At 56.6% G+C, this 16725-nt stretch carries 15 protein-coding genes; 5 read left to right on the top strand and 10 right to left on the bottom strand.

Annotation, left to right across the window (positions count from 1 at the left end; all coding sequences use genetic code 11):
- Positions 1-200: 200 nt before the first annotated feature.
- The 3 genes from ACP3PW_RS09485 to ACP3PW_RS09475 form a co-directional block, all read right to left on the bottom strand.
- Positions 201-479: a peptidylprolyl isomerase gene (locus ACP3PW_RS09485; protein ID WP_426416457.1), complete on the bottom strand. Its 279-nt coding sequence runs from the start codon at positions 477-479 to the stop codon at positions 201-203.
- Between the two features lie 80 nt (positions 480-559).
- A complete protein-coding gene (locus ACP3PW_RS09480) occupies positions 560-1105 on the bottom strand; it encodes a YgaP family membrane protein (RefSeq protein WP_426416456.1) in 546 nt (181 codons plus the stop codon).
- A gap of 109 nt (positions 1106-1214) precedes the next feature.
- On the bottom strand, positions 1215-1748 hold the full coding sequence (locus tag ACP3PW_RS09475) for an RNA methyltransferase (RefSeq protein ID WP_426416455.1): 534 nt from the start codon (positions 1746-1748) through the stop codon (positions 1215-1217).
- 236 nt (positions 1749-1984) lie between these two features.
- Between ACP3PW_RS09475 and ACP3PW_RS09470 the strand changes: the two genes are divergently transcribed.
- Complete coding sequence (locus tag ACP3PW_RS09470) at positions 1985-2407, top strand: DUF3010 family protein (RefSeq protein WP_426416454.1); 423 nt, start codon at positions 1985-1987, stop codon at positions 2405-2407.
- A 63-nt stretch (positions 2408-2470) separates the two neighbouring features.
- On the opposite strand, the gene ACP3PW_RS09465 is transcribed toward ACP3PW_RS09470, so the two are convergent.
- The 3 genes from ACP3PW_RS09465 to ACP3PW_RS09455 all read right to left on the bottom strand — a co-directional run bounded on the left by ACP3PW_RS09465 (position 2471) and on the right by ACP3PW_RS09455 (position 5365).
- Positions 2471-2764: a DUF3144 domain-containing protein gene (locus ACP3PW_RS09465; RefSeq protein WP_426416453.1), complete on the bottom strand. Its 294-nt coding sequence runs from the start codon at positions 2762-2764 to the stop codon at positions 2471-2473.
- A gap of 215 nt (positions 2765-2979) precedes the next feature.
- Complete coding sequence (locus ACP3PW_RS09460) at positions 2980-4836, bottom strand: methyl-accepting chemotaxis protein (protein WP_426416452.1); 1857 nt, start codon at positions 4834-4836, stop codon at positions 2980-2982.
- 106 nt (positions 4837-4942) lie between these two features.
- Entirely contained in the window at positions 4943-5365 is a 423-nt protein-coding gene (locus ACP3PW_RS09455; RefSeq protein ID WP_426416451.1) for a rhodanese-like domain-containing protein, read from the bottom strand.
- A 296-nt stretch (positions 5366-5661) separates the two neighbouring features.
- On the opposite strand from ACP3PW_RS09455, the gene ACP3PW_RS09450 reads away from it, so the two are divergent.
- Positions 5662-6153, top strand: coding sequence for a GNAT family N-acetyltransferase (locus tag ACP3PW_RS09450; protein WP_426416450.1), 492 nt, complete (start codon positions 5662-5664; stop codon positions 6151-6153).
- 10 nt (positions 6154-6163) lie between these two features.
- Here the strand turns inward: ACP3PW_RS09450 and ppc are convergent, their stop codons facing one another.
- Together ppc and ACP3PW_RS09440 are read right to left on the bottom strand one after the other, a co-directional pair.
- Positions 6164-8809, bottom strand: a complete 2646-nt coding sequence (ppc, locus tag ACP3PW_RS09445; RefSeq protein ID WP_426416449.1) for a phosphoenolpyruvate carboxylase — start codon at positions 8807-8809, stop codon at positions 6164-6166.
- A gap of 522 nt (positions 8810-9331) precedes the next feature.
- Positions 9332-10030: a pseudouridine synthase gene (locus tag ACP3PW_RS09440; RefSeq protein WP_426416448.1), complete on the bottom strand. Its 699-nt coding sequence runs from the start codon at positions 10028-10030 to the stop codon at positions 9332-9334.
- A gap of 159 nt (positions 10031-10189) precedes the next feature.
- On the opposite strand from ACP3PW_RS09440, the gene ACP3PW_RS09435 reads away from it, so the two are divergent.
- Complete coding sequence (locus ACP3PW_RS09435) at positions 10190-11860, top strand: formate--tetrahydrofolate ligase (protein WP_426416447.1); 1671 nt, start codon at positions 10190-10192, stop codon at positions 11858-11860.
- 188 nt (positions 11861-12048) lie between these two features.
- Here ACP3PW_RS09435 and ACP3PW_RS09430 read toward each other — a convergent pair whose 3' ends face one another.
- Positions 12049-12837, bottom strand: coding sequence for a YbaY family lipoprotein (locus tag ACP3PW_RS09430; protein WP_426416446.1), 789 nt, complete (start codon positions 12835-12837; stop codon positions 12049-12051).
- Positions 12838-13143: 306 nt separating this feature from the next.
- Between ACP3PW_RS09430 and gcvT the strand changes: the two genes are divergently transcribed.
- On the top strand, positions 13144-14265 hold the full coding sequence (gene gcvT / locus ACP3PW_RS09425; RefSeq protein WP_426416445.1) for a glycine cleavage system aminomethyltransferase GcvT: 1122 nt from the start codon (positions 13144-13146) through the stop codon (positions 14263-14265).
- Between the two features lie 63 nt (positions 14266-14328).
- Here the strand turns inward: gcvT and ACP3PW_RS09420 are convergent, their stop codons facing one another.
- Entirely contained in the window at positions 14329-15210 is an 882-nt protein-coding gene (locus ACP3PW_RS09420) for a TraB/GumN family protein (RefSeq protein ID WP_426416444.1), read from the bottom strand.
- Between the two features lie 814 nt (positions 15211-16024).
- On the opposite strand from ACP3PW_RS09420, the gene ACP3PW_RS09415 reads away from it, so the two are divergent.
- Positions 16025-16615, top strand: a complete 591-nt coding sequence (locus ACP3PW_RS09415) for a MarC family protein (protein ID WP_426416443.1) — start codon at positions 16025-16027, stop codon at positions 16613-16615.
- Positions 16616-16725 lie beyond the last annotated feature (110 nt).

Raw genomic sequence — 16725 nt, 5'->3', positions numbered from 1 at the left:
CCTTCCCCCTCCCCGGTACGCAGCAAGGAGCAAGCCAAGGGGGAAGATCTTTTTATTTTCAATGAGTTAGCGGAGCACCCAGGGATAACCGGCTAATTTTTGTAAACAGAGCTGACAGCCCATAGGAACACCGGCCACAGCGCCGCGGTTAAAACATAACCACCGGGAGCCAAACCAATCAGGGGCTGATACGGACAGATTCAGTTGCGATAGATCGTTTCGATGAGGTGGTACCCAAACCGGGTTTTGACCGGCCCATGCACCGTCAGCAAGGCCTTTTTGAACACCACATCATCAAACGCCTTAACCATCTGGCCGGGACGAAACTCCCCCAAATCCCCCCCGCGCTTAGCCGACGGACAAAGCGAGTGCTTGCGCGCCAGTTTGCCGAAATCGCCCCCGCCGGCCAGCTGTTTTTTTAATCTATCGGCTTCGGCCAGGGTTTTGACGAGGATATGGCGAGCGCTGGCGACAGGCATGATTGACAACTCCGTTGAGGGGAGACCCAGTATACCGGCCCTTGCCCTTCCGCAACCAGCCCCACTGCGATTCCAGAATGCTACCTGCCCTGATCAGAATTGTGCTGGGGGCTCAGCCTCGGTTCAGCCCCCCACCAGTAGAGCGCATTCGCCATAATGCAAAAGCCGGTGTACGCAAACCCCAGCATCGCAACCCCCACAAAGCCGGTAAAAATAAGCCAACCGGCACTGTGACACAGTGACAACAGTGCCGCCACGCTGATATTGATTCCGACCACCAGATAGATACGCCGCTCAAGGTACCAGCTGTCGGTTTGCAGAAAATACGCGTTCCAGCGGGGCGGGGGTTCCGTAGCCAGCTTGCCTTTAAACCCCAGCAGATGGAGCAGATTGCCCGGAATACAAAATCCGGTGAGCGCCACCAGAATGGAAGAAAGGCCAGTTACCACAACCAACAAGATCCAAATTGGGTGGATAAAAAATGCTAACAGGGTCGACAACGAGAGTACCGCGCCGGCGATTAGCCATACGCTACGCTCGATGTACCAGTCGTCGGTCGGAACCCTGTAGAACCGGATCTGCTTACCCATGCTGACAGCATAGGATGCTATGGTTTTATCGGCCAATTCAAATACTGTACGCGCTTACTCTGGTCATACACGGGTGACGCTCGTTCGGCCCCAGAACTTAGGATTGGCGTCTCCGACCCTGAGCACGAGGCGAGGGGCCATCCATTCAGTTTTGTTCGTACCCACGACTCACCTTAACCCGATTATTGGTATCGCGGCTCTGGCGAATGAGTTTGTCATCGGCTTCGGTGGCGCCCTTTTTGGCCAGGCGGTCGTACAACACCACATTGACGCTGGCGGCCAAATTCATGCACCCAACGGTCGGCACATAGACCACCGCGTTGGCCCGATCGACCAGCTCTTGCGGAATAGTGCCATCTTCCGGCCCGAAGATATAAAACGCCTGAGGCGGGTGCTCGTACGTCGGCAGCGGAATAGCCCCTTCCACAATTTCGATACAAACAATGGAGGCCCCTTCCGGCACCTCATCGAGCAGCGAGTTCACCGCTATGAGCGGGATCTCCCGGGCCCGATTTTTGGTATCTGTATGGAACTTCGCCGCGCGCTCGTAGCGCTGACCACTATAGTGCACGGAGTCGGCACCATAACAGCCCGCCGCACGCATAACGGCACCAACGTTCGTGGGGCTCTTGGGGTTAATCAAGCCAATGCTCACACTCTGTTTATACCCTGTTTTCATACCACCTGTTCCGCCTCGTTGTGTCATCGCTCGCGCCGGGCGCAAAGGTACCACACTCCGGGCTCGTTATCCGCTCGCGCCCGCTGGCAAAACAAACGATGACAACCGCAGTGACAGCGAACCGGGTAGGCTCGGCGCAAGGCCAGGAAAAAAGTCTCTACCCGTCCCCTGCAGTAGGCAATCTTTATGGGTGTTTTAGGCTATACTGCGCCGCGTCCAATAGAGCGGGGTTTATCATGAGAGTCTGTGGTGTTGAGTTAAAAGGCAACGAAGCCAATATCTGTTTACTGTCGAAGTCGGACGGCCTCTTCGACCTGCCCGACTGCAGGGTTCGTCGCCTGAACCTGCTGGACATCAACAGCCGCCAGCAACTGCAGGATTTTCAGTTCGCCTTTTCCAAGCTGATGGCCGACTACAAGGTCGAGCGCGTGGTAATTCGCCAACGCGCCGCCAAGGGAAAGTTTGCCGGAAGTGCGTTGGGCTTCAAGATGGAGGCCGCGCTGCAATTGATGGGCGATATCGAGGTGGAGATCCTCACCCCGACCGAAATCAAGGAGATCCTAGGAAAACATCCCATTCCGATCGCCTTCAACGATACCGAATTAAAAGCCTTTCAGGAAGTGGCCTTCACTACCGCCTTCGCCAGCCTGATTCGCTAACGACCACGCCGTGACTCCCGGTAGCGCATTGACCAGCGCTACCGGTGCGGCACTCGGTCTATCTCAATTTGTTACTTTGGCTTTACGCGATTTCTGTATTTCGACGTGCTGCTCGATATTGTCGATTAGCATTTTCTGGTACTGGTCGGTAAACCAGGACAACACTTCCATCTGCTCGGCTTCCAGGTCTTCCGACTGTAGCGACGCCTCATGAGCATTAAAGCGTGCCGCCGCGTAACGGATAGCCGCCCCCACCAGCGCCAGGTCCTGCCCCGGTTCCGATGCCAGCCGATTCGCTACATCAATAAACTGATCGGCCATTTGGTAGATTTTTTGCTTCTCTGTTTCGCTAGGCATGGAAAACCCTTACTCATAGAATGGAAATACCGCACAGATTTGCGCGGCAGCATTGCCCTTATACTGAACCAATGCTTGGTACAAAATCAATCTGGTGGCGAACATTGCTCTTGATATATAGGGGCTCGTCCACGATCAGGTTCACCCTGTACGGGAAACAGGGCAGAAAGATCAGGGCGCCCAAGCGCCCTGAGTCATGTCACCCTTGGGATCGATTACACCTTAAACCGAGCCACCAACTGTTGCAGTTTATCTGAGGCCTCGTTGAGCTCGGTGGAGGCACCGGACATCTGGGTGCACCCTGCGGCCAGGTCGATCGCGGCATCCTTCACCGAATCGATACTCTGGGTAATCTGCTCGGTGACCGCGCTTTGCTCTTCGGCCGCACTGGCGATCTGGGTATTGGCTTGGGAGATGTGATCGGTAGAGTCCTTAATAGCGCTCAACGCATCCCCGGCCTGGTTAATCTGCTCCACACTGACCTGGGCACGATCCGCGCTGGTGTTCATTACCGTTACGGCATTGAGTGTTCCCTTTTGCAGGCTCTCGATCATATCCTGGATCTCTGCAGTAGAGCCCTGGGTACGCGCCGCCAGATTACGAACCTCATCGGCCACCACGGCAAATCCACGCCCCTGCTCACCCGCACGCGCCGCTTCAATAGCCGCGTTTAAAGCCAGCAAATTTGTTTGCTCGGCGACACCGCGAATAACATCCAGAATCGAGCCGATATTTTCCACATCCTTGGCCAGTTCACCAATAGAGTCGGAGGCGACGTTCACCTCTTCGGCCAACTGGTTCACCATATTAATGGATTGAGTCACCACGGCGGCCCCCTCATCGGCCACCCGCTGGGTTTCGTGGGCACCGGTTTCGGCTTCCTGGGCACTGCGGGCGATCTCCAGCGCCGCATTGGTCATCTCGTGCACCGCGCCGGCGGACTGCTCCATCTCCTGCTTTTGCATATCGGAATGGGCACGTGTCTGGGCCGCCACCGTTGCAATATGACCACTGGAACGGGAGACCTCCTCAGCACTTTCGTTAATCAATCGTACCTGGGCGTGAAGCATGGTGATCAGCTCTTTTAGAGAGCCTGCCATTTCGCGGGTATCTAACAGCCCCTCCGGGTTGACCGCAACGGTCAGGTCACCCGCGGCACAGGCTTTCATCTGGTCTTCTATGTGCCGCATCGGTGCAAACACCTGACGCTGCAGCAACCATACCGCGATGGCGACCGCCAACAGGATAATGCTCAAGGTCAACGCGATACCCACGAATTCGTGCTGGCGAGTACGTTCAATAAAAGCCTGATTATCTTCCAGTGCAGTCAGCGTTACCCCCGCCTGGCCGGCATCGGATTCTAATGTATAGGCCACATCAAAGGCGTGTCCGGACTCTTCGGTTTGTTGCCAGAGTTCACTGCGATAGAGCGCCTTTCCCTGCCCGCTTAGAATCTGGATCGGCGCATGGATCAGCGCCTCAACCCGCTTCAGGTTATGGTCGACCCGAAGCACCACTTCGGCATAACCGATCAGCCTCAAGCCCCCTACCGGGACCAATACACTGTGGAAATTCTCGCCATTGGCGACCCAAGAGGTGTGAATCAGTTTCAACCGCTCGCTACCAGAGCGCGTCTTAAAATTTGCTGCCATGGTATCGGGCATGGCACGCCCCAGGCCCGACTCACCTTTGGCTGAATCGGCAATAAAACCGCCATCGCGGTTATAGAAACGAACCTTTGCAAGGTCAACAAGGCCTGCGGTGATCAGATTCTGGGAGAAAAAATCGTCCATCAACGGTGCCAACTTAGCGGCATCCTGCGCCTTGACGGCCTTGCGAATCGCCTTGTTTTTACTCAGGCCCGCGCCCAACTCTTCGCCCAGTTCAGCGATTTCAGATTCGACCTGCTCCACCGCCACCTGAACGACCCGTGCCAAAGTGCTTTTTTGCGACACCACCGCCGCGTGAAAAAAGTTCTGACTCACATAGAGGGTCGCGGCTAGCGACAACAGCCCGATCATGCACAACAGGCTGATGGTTACAGATCGAATAGAAAAATTTTTAAAGCTCATAGTGCTACCCTACTTGTCAGGTTGAGGGTGAGCGTCCGTGCCTGGAAATCCCTTCGGGGGCGCTAACTCCCTGCGCCCCCTGATACTCATCCGTAAGGTGAGAAACTTACATCTCTACCGGAAAACCCTTCTCACGCCACTCGGCGATGCCACCACGGAACCAGTAGATGTTGCTATAACCGGCAGCACTGGCTTTGGTCGCCGCATCGGCGCTACGGGGGCAGGTTTTACTATTGCAATAAAACGCAACGGGGGTATCTTTGGCGGGTAGAGCACCGGCCAGGGTATCAGGAGTGACATCGTCATTCTTGATACGGATGACATCAGGAATGTGGCCCTTATCGTAATCGGACTGGCTACGTGCATCGATAATTACCAGATTGTCGAGATCATCGACCAAAGCGATCAGATCTTCAGCGGTAACGGTCTTTGCACCAGGAATGGTTTCAGGCTGAACATTTTCGGCCATCAATACAGAGGAAAACACTAAGCTTACGGCAACTAAAATGCCGGAGAACAACTTCTTCATGATACATCTCTCCTGATGTGTTTATTTAGTGTGCAGATGATTTAAGCAAAGATATCCGGCCACAAAATTGACGTATATCAATCGTTCAACCGATGTAAAATCTATTTAGTTATTGCGCTAGCAACTCGATATAACCGGTCTCGCAATTGCGAACAAACTCCCACTTGTAGGAAGAAACACCACCATATATGGCACATTATTCACAAAAGCCACCTTTCTGGTTTGACTAAACAATACCCCCGAAACGCCACCAGTGCGTTTACCGCGCGATTTACACCTCCTGACAGGCCAACCCAATGCACAACCTTGTTACCACCACCTACCTGCAGATGACCTCCCCCGGGCAGCTGCAGGAAAAAACCAACCCTGATCCCGAGTTCAGTATCAGCGAGATCGAAATCCCGCAGCCTGAATTTAACCGCTTCCTCTACCAGTACATCGGCGGCCCCTGGGAGTGGACGGATAAACTGGTGTGGAATGATGAGCAGTGGAAACAGTGGGTCGAAGAGAGTGGCGTGCGCAGCTGGGTTGCCTATCGGCATGGCGCTATTTCCGGTTACTACGAACTACAAAAAGTGGGGGTCGAGGTAGAGATCGCTTACATCGGACTAGCTCCCCACGCCATTGGCACCGGCGTAGGCGGCTATCTGCTCAGTCACGCTATCGGAAACGCGTGGAACATGGGCGCCGAGCGGGTCTGGGTGCACACCTGCAACCTGGATCACCCCGCTGCCCTGGCTAACTACAAGGCAAGAGGGATGATCCCGTACCGGGAAGAGACGGAGTAGGCGATTACCGCTACCCCGTATTACGCAAGCCGGCCGCGATCCCTGCGATGGAGATCATCAGCCCCTGCTCCAGGGTGGCATCGCCCTCATCACCCAATTCGCGCAGGCGACGCATCAACTCCACCTGCAATATGTGCAAGGGATCCACGTAAGGGTTGCGAACATCAATCGAGCGCCGTAGTACCGGAATACGCGCCAACAAGGGTTCGCCGCTGATGGTTTGCAATATAGCAACGGCCTCGCCCAACCCCGCACGCAACTCCTCACCCAGCGCCGCCAACGCCTTATCATCCAGCAGCCGATTTTCGTAATGGTCAGCGACCCGCACATCGGCTTTGGCCAGCACCATCTCTTGCATATCGAGCAGCATGCGAAAGAAGTTCCAGTTGCCGCTCATCTCCTGTAGCAGTTCGATCTTGCCCTGCTCGACCTGCTCGGCCAGCGCACGCCCGGTGCCCAACCAGGCCGGGAGCATCAACCGCATCTGGGTCCAGGCGAACACCCAGGGGATGGCTCGGAGACTCTCGACGCCGCCACCCACATTACGTTTAGCTGGACGACTCCCCAGCGCCAGGCGACGTAATTCAAGCTCGGGGGTGGCACTGCGGAAATAGGGCACAAAACGCGGATCATCCCGCACCACCCGGCGATACTCAACGACGGTGCGCTCGGCAAGGGTTTGCATCATGTCACGCCACGCTCGGCTAGGGGCCGGTGGCGGTGCCAGCGTGGCCTCGAGCGTAGCCGAGGTGTAAAGCTCCAGATTACGCAGTGCCAGCCCCATGACACCAAACTTGAACTGGATCATCTCTCCCTGTTCGGTAACACGCACCGCACCGTTGACCGTCCCCGAGGGCTGCGACAATACCGCCGCGTGAGCGGGACCACCGCCTCGGCTGACCGAGCCACCCCGACCATGAAACAGGGTAAGGTGCACAGCCTGCTGGCGACACACTTCACTTAACTGCTCCTGCACCCGGTACTGCGCCCAGGAGGCCGCAAAGAAACCTGCGTCCTTGGCCGAATCGGAATAACCAATCATCACCTCGTGCTTGCCGTCGATATCCTGCCGATACCAGTCGATGGCCAATAGCTGTTGCATCGTATCGGCGGCGCCTTCGAGGTCCGAAAGAGTTTCGAACAGGGGCACGATGCGTTGCGGATGCTGGCAACCACAGCTCTGTTGCAGCAGCCTGACAGCGAGCACATCCGAAGGTGATGTGGCCATAGAGATAATATAGGCTCCCAGTGCTGAAGCCGGTTGCTGCGCCAACGTGCGGAAGGTGTCGAGTACCTCTTTCACCTCGTCACTGGCGGGTAGTTGTGGGGGGATCAATGGCCGCCTGCTTTGCAGTTCGGCAAGCAGAAACTGCTGTTTTTTCGCCTCGTCCCAATCGAGGTAACGCCCCAGCCCTAGGTACTCGGTGATCTCATTGATCGCTTCGGCATGGCGAGTCGATTCCTGACGTACATCCAGTCGCAATAGCGCCAAACCAAAACAGTGCACACGACGAATAATATTAACCAGGCTACCCTCAGCGATCGCCTCCATGTCGCACTCGAGCAATGAGTGATAGATCAGTTCCAGAGGCTCCAGTAGCTCCTCGTCGCTGAGGTAGATCGGCGCCCCGAACTCCTCACCATTGAGTCGAGCCTCGGCCCAGTCGCGGGTATTTTCCAGGCGCGTACGCACCTCGCGCAACAGCTCCCTGTAGGGTTCGGGGTGATCCCCTACCCGAGCGCGCAGGGCTGCGTTGGCGTCGATCATCGACAAATCTGCCCGTAGCTCGTTAACGTCGCGCAACAGCAAGTCAGCCGCCTTCCAGCGCGCCAGCAGGATCACCTCTTCGGTCACCCGTGATGTGACATTAGGATTACCATCCCGGTCGCCACCCATCCAGGAGGCGATGCGAAGAGGCGCAGAGGCCAGCGGCAGGCGCAGTCCCGTATGCTGTTTTAATACCCGGTCAATCTCTCGCAGGGTTTCAGGCACCGCCTCCCACAGGGTGGCTTCGATCGCCGCAAAACCCCACTTGGCCTCATCCACCGGAGTCGGACGGCGATGGCGGATCTCATCACTGTGCCACGCCGCCACGATGCGGCGGCGCAGGCGATTGAGCTGGGCCTCGCGCTCACGCAGAGTGAGGTCCGGATGATCGAGGGTGTTGAGGATCTCGCCGATATCTTCGTACTTACGCAACAGGGTACGGCGGGTCACTTCGGTGGGGTGGGCGGTGAGCACCAGCTCAACCTGCAGTGCAGCCAAGGTGTCGCGCACCCTTTCGGGCGCAATATCTTGAGCCAACAAACGTGGAATCAGCTCCGCTAACGACCCCTGCTGGGGAGGCGCACTGTTGTCGCACTGGTAAGCCCGGCGACGACGAACCCGATGGTGTTGCTCGGCGATGTTGGCGTAATTGAGAAAGTGACTGAAGGCTCGGGCAACGGGTACCAGCTCCTCTTCGCTCAACTGGGACATCACGGCCAACAACGCCTCGCTGTTGTCAGCATCGCGCCCGGCTTTGGCGAGCGCACGAATCTGCTCCACCTTATCGAACAGCTCCTGCCCGGCCTGATCACGAATGGTGTCGCCCAATACTTCACCCAATAGACGCACATCATCCCGCAGCGCCCCATGCTTATCCCGTTGTACCATGGTCCGGCTCCCTGTCACTCAAAATGTAGCTCCATTATGTAACCTGACAGCGCTGTTGAACAGGCTCTATTTAGTGACAAGTGCCTGCTTTTCATAGCGAGAATTTCTGGCATCATAGCCCCTATAACAACACCCGAAACAACACCCGAAACAACACCGACAATAACACCAAGCTTACACCCTCCCACTCTGCCCCTGCTGCCACGAACCCTGCTCTGAGTGCCGATCGCCTGCACACCCACTTTGGCTGTATCTACCCGTAATAGGTAACCTCAGCCGTTTGCACCAAGGCCAACAGAGGGGGACGCGCGATGGAACGCCGGTGACAACTATATTTTTTTGTTGAGTGGAACAGCGAGGGGCGCACCCACTTTGGCTCTGTACACAGCTACGGCAGCCCTACGCTAAACAATAGTTCTTCTCATTTTTTAGGTCAGGCGTTACTCTTTTTAATCTAGCAAGGCAGACCGATTGGGTTCGACCGGCAACAACTCGAACCAAGGCACCTGCGAGTCGCGCTTATTACCGGGGAGAGAGCGCGCTGATTTCGGCAGCGGTAAGTGGCCGATATTCGCCAGGCGCCAGCGCCGGGTCGAGCACCAGCTCACCGATGCGTTCCCGGTGCAATGCTCGCACCGGATTATCAAAATAACCAAACATGCGTTTAACCTGATGGTAACGACCCTCATGCAAGGTCAAGCGCGCCAGACACTCACCCAGCAACTCAAGATGGGCCGGAGCAGTAACCATATCCTCGTAGCCAAAATAGATCCCTGCAGCAAATTGCTGCACATATTCAGCCGTGATCGGATATTCAGTGGCAACTCGATAGACCTTTGCCACCTTGTTTTCCGGGCGTGAAAGCTGTTTTGACCAAAAGCCATCATTGGTAAGTAACAACAACCCCGTCGTCGTGATATCCAGACGCCCAGCCAGATGCAAGCCGGCGCGAAGTTCAGCAGGCACCAGATCCACCACCGTGGTGTGATCCGGATGACGGGTGGCGCTAACCACGCCCTCCGGCTTATGCAGCATCAGGTAACAAGGCGTTCCTCGTTGCAACAGTTCGCCGTCCAGCGCAATGCTATTGTAAGGGGTCACCCGGAAGCCCCCATCCCGTTGCTGATTACCATCAACCCAAACCCGCCCGGCAGCAATTAACCCTCGCGCCGCGGGTCGGCCCAGCTCACATTGCTTTTTAATAAAGTTAACAAGTCTCATATGCAAGTACGACCTGGCCACCGATGGGCTGATAATCGTAGATTTTGGGTGTATAGGGATAAACCACGACTTGCGCCGCTGGCCACCCCCCGCTAGCCTGATAACAACTGTTTTTGCTTGGGGCGGTGCCTCCCATCGCCCCCCTACCGGAAGTATCCCATGCCCAGCGATATCGAGATAGCCAAACAATTCAGCCCACGCCCCATCGACGAAATTGCCGACGCCCTGAAGATCGACCCGGCGCACCGAATGCACTATGGACGCGATATCTGCAAGGTCGACCTCAAAGCCCTGAAGCAACCCCGCACGCAAGAGGGAAAGGCGCGACTGATACTGGTCTCGGCGACCACTCCAACCGCATCCGGGGAGGGCAAAACCACTACTACTATCGGTCTGGGTGAGGCGTTTACTCAGCTCGGCGAGTCGGTCTGCCTGGCCTTGCGTGAACCCTCCCTCGGCCCCTGCCTGGGAATGAAAGGCGGCGCTACCGGTGGCGGGTATAGCCAAATCATGCCCGCCGACCGAATTAATCTGCATTTCACCGGCGACTTTCACGCCATCACCTCGGCCAACAACCTGCTCTCGGCCAGCATCGATAATCACATTTTTCACGGCAATCCCCTGGGCATTGATCCCCGCCAGATCGTCTGGCGCCGAGTCATGGACATGAACGATCGCTCCCTACGCCACATCGTGGTGGGATTGGGCGGCAAGGGGCAAGGCATTCCAAGGGAGGGGGGATTCGATATCACGGCAGCCTCCGAGGTGATGGCGATGCTGTGCCTGGCCAGCGATGCCGATGACCTGCAACAACGACTAGACCGTACATTAGTGGCCTATAGCTATCAGGGTGAGCCGGTCTACGCGCGCCAACTCAAGATCACCGGCGCCATGATGGCCCTGCTGCGCGACGCCCTTCACCCCAATCTGGTGCAATGCTTCGGGGGTACACCCGCTTTTGTCCATGGTGGGCCTTTCGCCAATATCGCCCATGGCTGCAACAGCCTGGTCGCGACCCGCATGGCAATGCAGTATGCCGAGTGGACAATTACGGAAGCTGGGTTTGGCTTTGATCTGGGCGCGGAGAAATTTTTTGACATCAAATGCCGCCTCGGTGAACTGGACCCCGATGCCGTGGTGTTGGTGACGACGGTACGTGCACTGAAGATGCATGGCGGCAAAGCGCGCGCAGACCTCGCTTGCGAGGATATCGAAGCCCTGCACCTCGGGCTTGGAAACCTCGATAAGCATATCGAGAGTGTCCAGCATTTCAATAAGTACCCGGTGGTCGCCATCAATCGATTTGCGACCGACAGCGATGAGGAGGTAGCGGTGATTCAACAGCGCTGCCAGCAGCATGGGGTAGCCTGTGCCCTCACCACCCACCACGCCGATGGCGGAAAGGGAGCGGTGGAACTGGCCAGGTTGGTGATGGCAAGCATTGACAACAACCGCCCCTTTATCCCCCTCTATGGCCTGGATTTGCCGATTCTCGAAAAAATTCGCGCCGTCTGCCGACAGATGTACGGCGCTGACGACATCGCCTTTACCCGCCAGGCAGAAAAGGACCTGCGCCAGATCGAACAGCTGGGGCTTGCAGAGCTCCCCATCTGTATCGCCAAGGCACCCAGCTCCCTCTCCGACGATCCGCTATTACACGGGCGACCACGGGACTTCGAAGTCACTATCCGTAACCTTCACGTCAACTCGGGAGCCGGGTTTATCGTGGTCCTTACCGGCGACATCATGCGCATGCCTGGACTGCCCAAAACACCCGCTGCCGAACGGATGCGGGTAAACGCCGACGGAGTGATTGATGGGCTGGAGTAGGGACACCCCTTAGGCCCCTCCCTAAAAGGGCGCCCTGGACAGAAAAGTGCGCTCATTATGGCTGCGCTTTTCTCTCCTTATCCCCTAAGGAGATGCAATACCCCCACTCTAGCGGCATCCATGTGGCGTATAGGTGTGCAGCAACCAGGCAAACAGGGAAGCCCCCCCTGATTTCATCGCCTTAAACCTCAGGGACTAGCCTGCGCCTCAAATACAGCCATCACTTTACGCTCTGCGTTGAGTAAGGCCAACATACTGCCTTTAATGCTGTAACCTACCGCCGCTTCGAGCTGCGTCAGAAAACGCCCCTCCTGCTCCATCCCGCTGGCACAAGCGCGCCGGGTAGACATGATCGGACCAAAGCGTATCCCTGACCCGCTTAGCTTAAAGCTCGCACTAAAACGATTGCAGCCCGAGAACCCACCCGCGTGGGCGGCCTCGGCATCAAACCGAATGTACAAGGCTTCGCCACCCCAACCCTCGACAACCGCCCTGTCCTCCAAGCGGACCAATTTCCAGTAGGTATGATTCAAGCTGGCTGTATTTAGGGTCGGGGTGTGCCCGCCGACCCGATGTACCAGCAAAGCAAGTGGCCTGGGGGAATCCTCGGCAAAGGGGTCGATATGTTCGGTAGTGGTGAACATGAGCTTGCCCGCATTACGAATTTCGGCGCGCACCGCATAACGGTGCCGCTGATCGATCTGCGCAGGATCATAACGCAGCGTCAGGCTATAGGGCGGAGCCTTACCCGCCGACACAAGCTGCTGCTCGTCCAGCGTTTCGGCGGCCCCATCCGCTTTCGACACATCCTGCAACCTCACGGTAATTCGGGAGTCCGGCGGCAACATCATGCGCTCGCGATAATTCACCTGTGTGTCAATCGAGGCTCGCCCATCCAGCCCCAACACCTGGCACCCTCCCATCAACAACGCGGCCATCGCTACCGTTCCAATCCATTGAGCCTGTCGGCGCTCCATTGCTCTGCTCCTTCTGTGGCGACGCTCTATTCAAGACACCTAATCTCTAGTCAGGGTTCCAGCATTTTGCAACCCGATCCGCGCCAACACTGACATCCCTCAATAGCCCCCAGGGCGTTGACATTGCATGATGGGAATCAGCGCACAAAACCCTTTTTTCCAAACCCTGCTACCAGTATACTTTGTTTCCTATAGGAAACACTGCACATTGAGGAGGCGATGGTTACCGGGTAAAGCTGGCTCCAGTCGTCTACGTTTATACCTTCAGGCTTTTACGCCCCCATCAGGCCACCTGCGGAGAACCCCATGTCCGATAGCCCTCTACTGAAAACGTCTCTTTATAACCTGCACCTGGAGCTGGGTGCCAAAATGGTTCCCTTCGCCGGGTACGAGATGCCGGTGCAGTACCCCCTCGGCGTTAAAAAAGAGCACCTGCAAACACGGGAAAAAGCGGGACTGTTCGATGTCTCCCACATGGGCCAGGTGAAACTGTCTGGCAGCAATGTTGCGGCCGCTCTGGAATCCCTCGTACCGGTCGATATCGTCGGACTCCCTGTTGGTAAACAACGCTACGCCCTGTTCACCAATGACCAGGGAGGCCTGCTCGACGACCTCATGGTGACCAACTTCGGCGACCACCTCTACGTGGTGGTCAACGCGGCGTGCAAAGAGCAGGATATCGCCCATCTGCAGGCGAACCTCGGCGATGGCATCCAGCTCGAGCGCCTCGATGACCGAGCTCTAGTTGCACTGCAGGGACCAGCGGCCGCAACCGCCCTGGGCCGTATCACTCCCGAGGTTGCCGACATGGTATTTATGGATTCACGTCACCTGAGCATTGATGGCGTCGACTGTTTCGTCAGCCGCTCGGGCTATACCGGAGAGGATGGCTACGAGATATCTATCCCTAACGCGGAAGCCGAACGCCTCTGCCGCCTTTTTTTAGAGCAACCCGAAGTGGAGGCGATTGGCCTGGGTGCCCGCGACTCACTGCGACTGGAAGCGGGGCTCTGCCTGTATGGTCATGACATTGATACCACGACAACGCCAATAGAGGGCAGCCTGATCTGGGCCATCAGCAAGTCGCGCCGGGCTGACGGGGAGCGCCCCGGGGGGTTTCCCGGTGCCGAGATCATTTTTGAACAGATCGCCAATAAGAGCTACTCGCGCAAGCGCGTGGGCCTGCTGGCCGAGGGCCGTGCTCCCATTCGTGAGGGGGCCGAACTGGTCAACGGGCAGGGTGAAAAGATCGGGGTAGTTACCAGCGGCAGTTTTGGCCCGACCATCAACGCCCCGGTGGCCATGGGCTACGTATCCACCCCCTATAGCGCCATCGACACCCAGGTGTTTGCACTGGTTCGTGGAAAACAACTGCCCCTGACGGTGTCGCGCACCCCCTTCGTAGAACAGCGTTACTACCGGGGATAACACCAACTCGGGGAGAGCCCCAAGAGCTCCCCCCGTTTCATATTTGGCGATGCGCCCGCGGCCTTACCAACGCTCGACCAGATAACCCTGCTCACTAAGGCGCTGCAATACGCCATCTTCGCCCACCAGATGCAAGGCACCCACCAGCACCAACTCGGTCTGGCGGGTCGAGAGCAGCGCCTCAAGTTTTCCCAGCCATGCGCTGTTTCGATCCACCAACAACTGTCGATAGATATCAGGATAGGACTCCTGCATGGGCAACATCACCTCTTCCTGCAACCGTTCCAGGTCACCCTGTCGCCACGCCTCCTTGACCGAGTGCAACGCCGCAGGCAGGGTTTGGAGGTCTCGTAATGTATTGAGGATCATCTCATCCTCCTTGCCTTCCCCCATGGAGGCCATCGCCGCCAGCTGTTCGTCTACGGTCTCCAGCTCACCAATCTGTTTGTCGTCCGCCAACGCCTTACGGTAAAAATACTGATCAACCCCCGTCCCGGCCATCCCCATACGCTGCATCTCCAATACGGATAAAGTGACCGACACCAGCCCCGGGCGAAAATTCTGAATCAGGGTCATGGGGTAGCCCTTTGCGCGGCAGTAGGCTTCTAGCTTCTGATACACCTCTGGGCTCAAGCGAGACTGCAGGTTTTCCCCTTCGGGGTAAAGCATTCGGGACATGAGCCGTTGCTGAAAATCGGGGGACTCGATCATCGCCAGATCCGCCTCCAGCACAATAGCATCGGCGTCGGCATAAGCCCGGGCATAGGCTTCGGGTAGCGGGTAATCACTGGCACTGAGCAGGTGCAAGGTTCCACCGATATAGAACTGTCCCTCTGCGCTGCTCACTCGCCATACCGCTCCCTCTGCCGACACGGGGGTAGAGGTCAGCGTCGGCAGTGCCACCACCACGAGTAGACCCAGTAAACGCTTGAGTGCTCTATTCACAATGTCGGTTACCCCTTTAGGTTACTCGTCCAGGATTCTCTCGCGAGATCACCGGCTGGTAGAGTGCCGATACTGCTTTTTCACATCAATCCACCACATAGATTCTACGCCATAGCGCGCCAGAATGCTGCGTACAGGATCCGCTCTGCGGTTTTCGTAGAGCCGATGCCAGGCCCTTAGGAACTCGCGTTGGTGATCCGGAGGTTGACGCAGGCAGCAGCTGCCGGCTCAAACAGTATCCTGCGCCGGTCGCTCAAGTGAGGGCCGCCCCTTGCGTTCAAACATTGGCACCATAGCCCCCGCCACCAGTAGCCTGGGGTTCGACACAGTCGGCAACGACCTCGCAAGGAAACAACAACACCGATAGCAGAAAAAACCCACTCTCCATGGAGTGCTCATCGATAGCATCATTGGCTCCTGAAGCTCTACTTCACATTCTGAATTCAGGTTACGACCTACCGCCATTTTACCCGCCCCCCAAGTCAGTGTAGATGGTCTGAGGCGACTCAGTCTCCCGAAGGTTTTTCGGACCTCCGCTCAGGAATCCTGAAGGACTGAGCCCCCTTGGGCAGGAAAAGCCCCGCGGATGACATCACTGTGAACAGGACTCCTTCGAGGCGCACGCCCCGCAGGTCAACGCCTTACAATTTGCCCCTCAAGCAACCGCTGCATCGCTGCTTTGTTCTCCAGCGCCGTCGTTAGCCAAAGATATAGCAGAGAAAAAAATTTGCGCTTACCCATGGATCTCATTACTCTTCGCGCCCCGCAGCCGTCTATGCTGATAACACCCTATTCACCGAATTGCGTTACCACAATGACCCCGATATTTATCCATTACTTTCTCAAGATTTTCTTTATCTTCACCCCGTTTTTTGTGGTCTCGGTGTTCGCATCACTGACCAAAGATTTGGGAACACCCGAGAGAAACCGTATCGCCAACAAGGTGACTATTGCCGTCATGGTCAGCAGTTTCATTATTTTTCTTGCGGGCGAGACTATTTTTCAGCTGTTTAGCATCACCTTGGACGCTTTTCGCATCGGCGCCGGAGCGGTGCTGTTTTTATCGGCTTTGTCGATGATTAACGGGCGTGCCGATGTGTCCGCCAGCCACGGCCAGGATATCGCCGTAGTCCCGCTGGCAATGCCGATTACTGTGGGGCCCGGGGTTATCGGGGTACTTATGGTTATCGGTGCCGAGCTTAAAAACACCCAGGAGCGAATCAGTGTTGCGCTTGCGTTATTCTGCGCCGTGATCGCGGTTGGCCTGCTACTGCGCCTATCCAACCGGGTTCACTTCCTCAATCGTCCGCACACCCAGGTCATTCTCACCAAGGTGACGGGGCTCTTTGTTTCCGCAATTGCCGCCCAGATCTTCTTTACCGGTGTAAAAAACTTTATGAGCTGAGACAGCCCTTGCTCACCTGGCCGCTCCAGATTCAGCTGAGCGCACAATGGCCTTGCCTAAACCAGAAAACGGGAGCCAAGCTCCCGTTTTCTGGTTTCAATTTTTAGCCT

Origin of the sequence: Aestuariirhabdus sp. LZHN29 (assembly GCF_049985285.1) — a bacterium.
Classification (GTDB): Bacteria; Pseudomonadota; Gammaproteobacteria; order Pseudomonadales; family Aestuariirhabdaceae; genus Aestuariirhabdus.
Note: the sequence above shows the minus strand (reverse complement) of the source record. Positions and strands in the feature narration are given on the sequence as shown.

Excerpts from the sequence above, each read along its gene's own strand:
- ACP3PW_RS09465 (WP_426416453.1), bottom strand. The coding sequence starts at position 2,764 with ATGCCTAGCGAAACAGAGAAGCAAAAAATCTACCAAATGGCCGATCAG.
- ACP3PW_RS09460 (WP_426416452.1), bottom strand. The coding sequence starts at position 4,836 with ATGAGCTTTAAAAATTTTTCTATTCGATCTGTAACCATCAGCCTGTTG.
- ACP3PW_RS09455 (WP_426416451.1), bottom strand. The coding sequence starts at position 5,365 with ATGAAGAAGTTGTTCTCCGGCATTTTAGTTGCCGTAAGCTTAGTGTTT.
- ACP3PW_RS09435 (WP_426416447.1), top strand. The coding sequence starts at position 10,190 with ATGCCCAGCGATATCGAGATAGCCAAACAATTCAGCCCACGCCCCATC.
- ACP3PW_RS09430 (WP_426416446.1), bottom strand. The coding sequence starts at position 12,837 with ATGGAGCGCCGACAGGCTCAATGGATTGGAACGGTAGCGATGGCCGCG.
- ppc (WP_426416449.1), bottom strand. The coding sequence starts at position 8,809 with ATGGTACAACGGGATAAGCATGGGGCGCTGCGGGATGATGTGCGTCTA.
- ACP3PW_RS09440 (WP_426416448.1), bottom strand. The coding sequence starts at position 10,030 with ATGAGACTTGTTAACTTTATTAAAAAGCAATGTGAGCTGGGCCGACCC.
- ACP3PW_RS09475 (WP_426416455.1), bottom strand. The coding sequence starts at position 1,748 with ATGAAAACAGGGTATAAACAGAGTGTGAGCATTGGCTTGATTAACCCC.
- gcvT (WP_426416445.1), top strand. The coding sequence starts at position 13,144 with ATGTCCGATAGCCCTCTACTGAAAACGTCTCTTTATAACCTGCACCTG.
- ACP3PW_RS09485 (WP_426416457.1), bottom strand. The coding sequence starts at position 479 with ATGCCTGTCGCCAGCGCTCGCCATATCCTCGTCAAAACCCTGGCCGAA.
- ACP3PW_RS09415 (WP_426416443.1), top strand. The coding sequence starts at position 16,025 with ATGACCCCGATATTTATCCATTACTTTCTCAAGATTTTCTTTATCTTC.
- ACP3PW_RS09450 (WP_426416450.1), top strand. The coding sequence starts at position 5,662 with ATGCACAACCTTGTTACCACCACCTACCTGCAGATGACCTCCCCCGGG.
- ACP3PW_RS09470 (WP_426416454.1), top strand. The coding sequence starts at position 1,985 with ATGAGAGTCTGTGGTGTTGAGTTAAAAGGCAACGAAGCCAATATCTGT.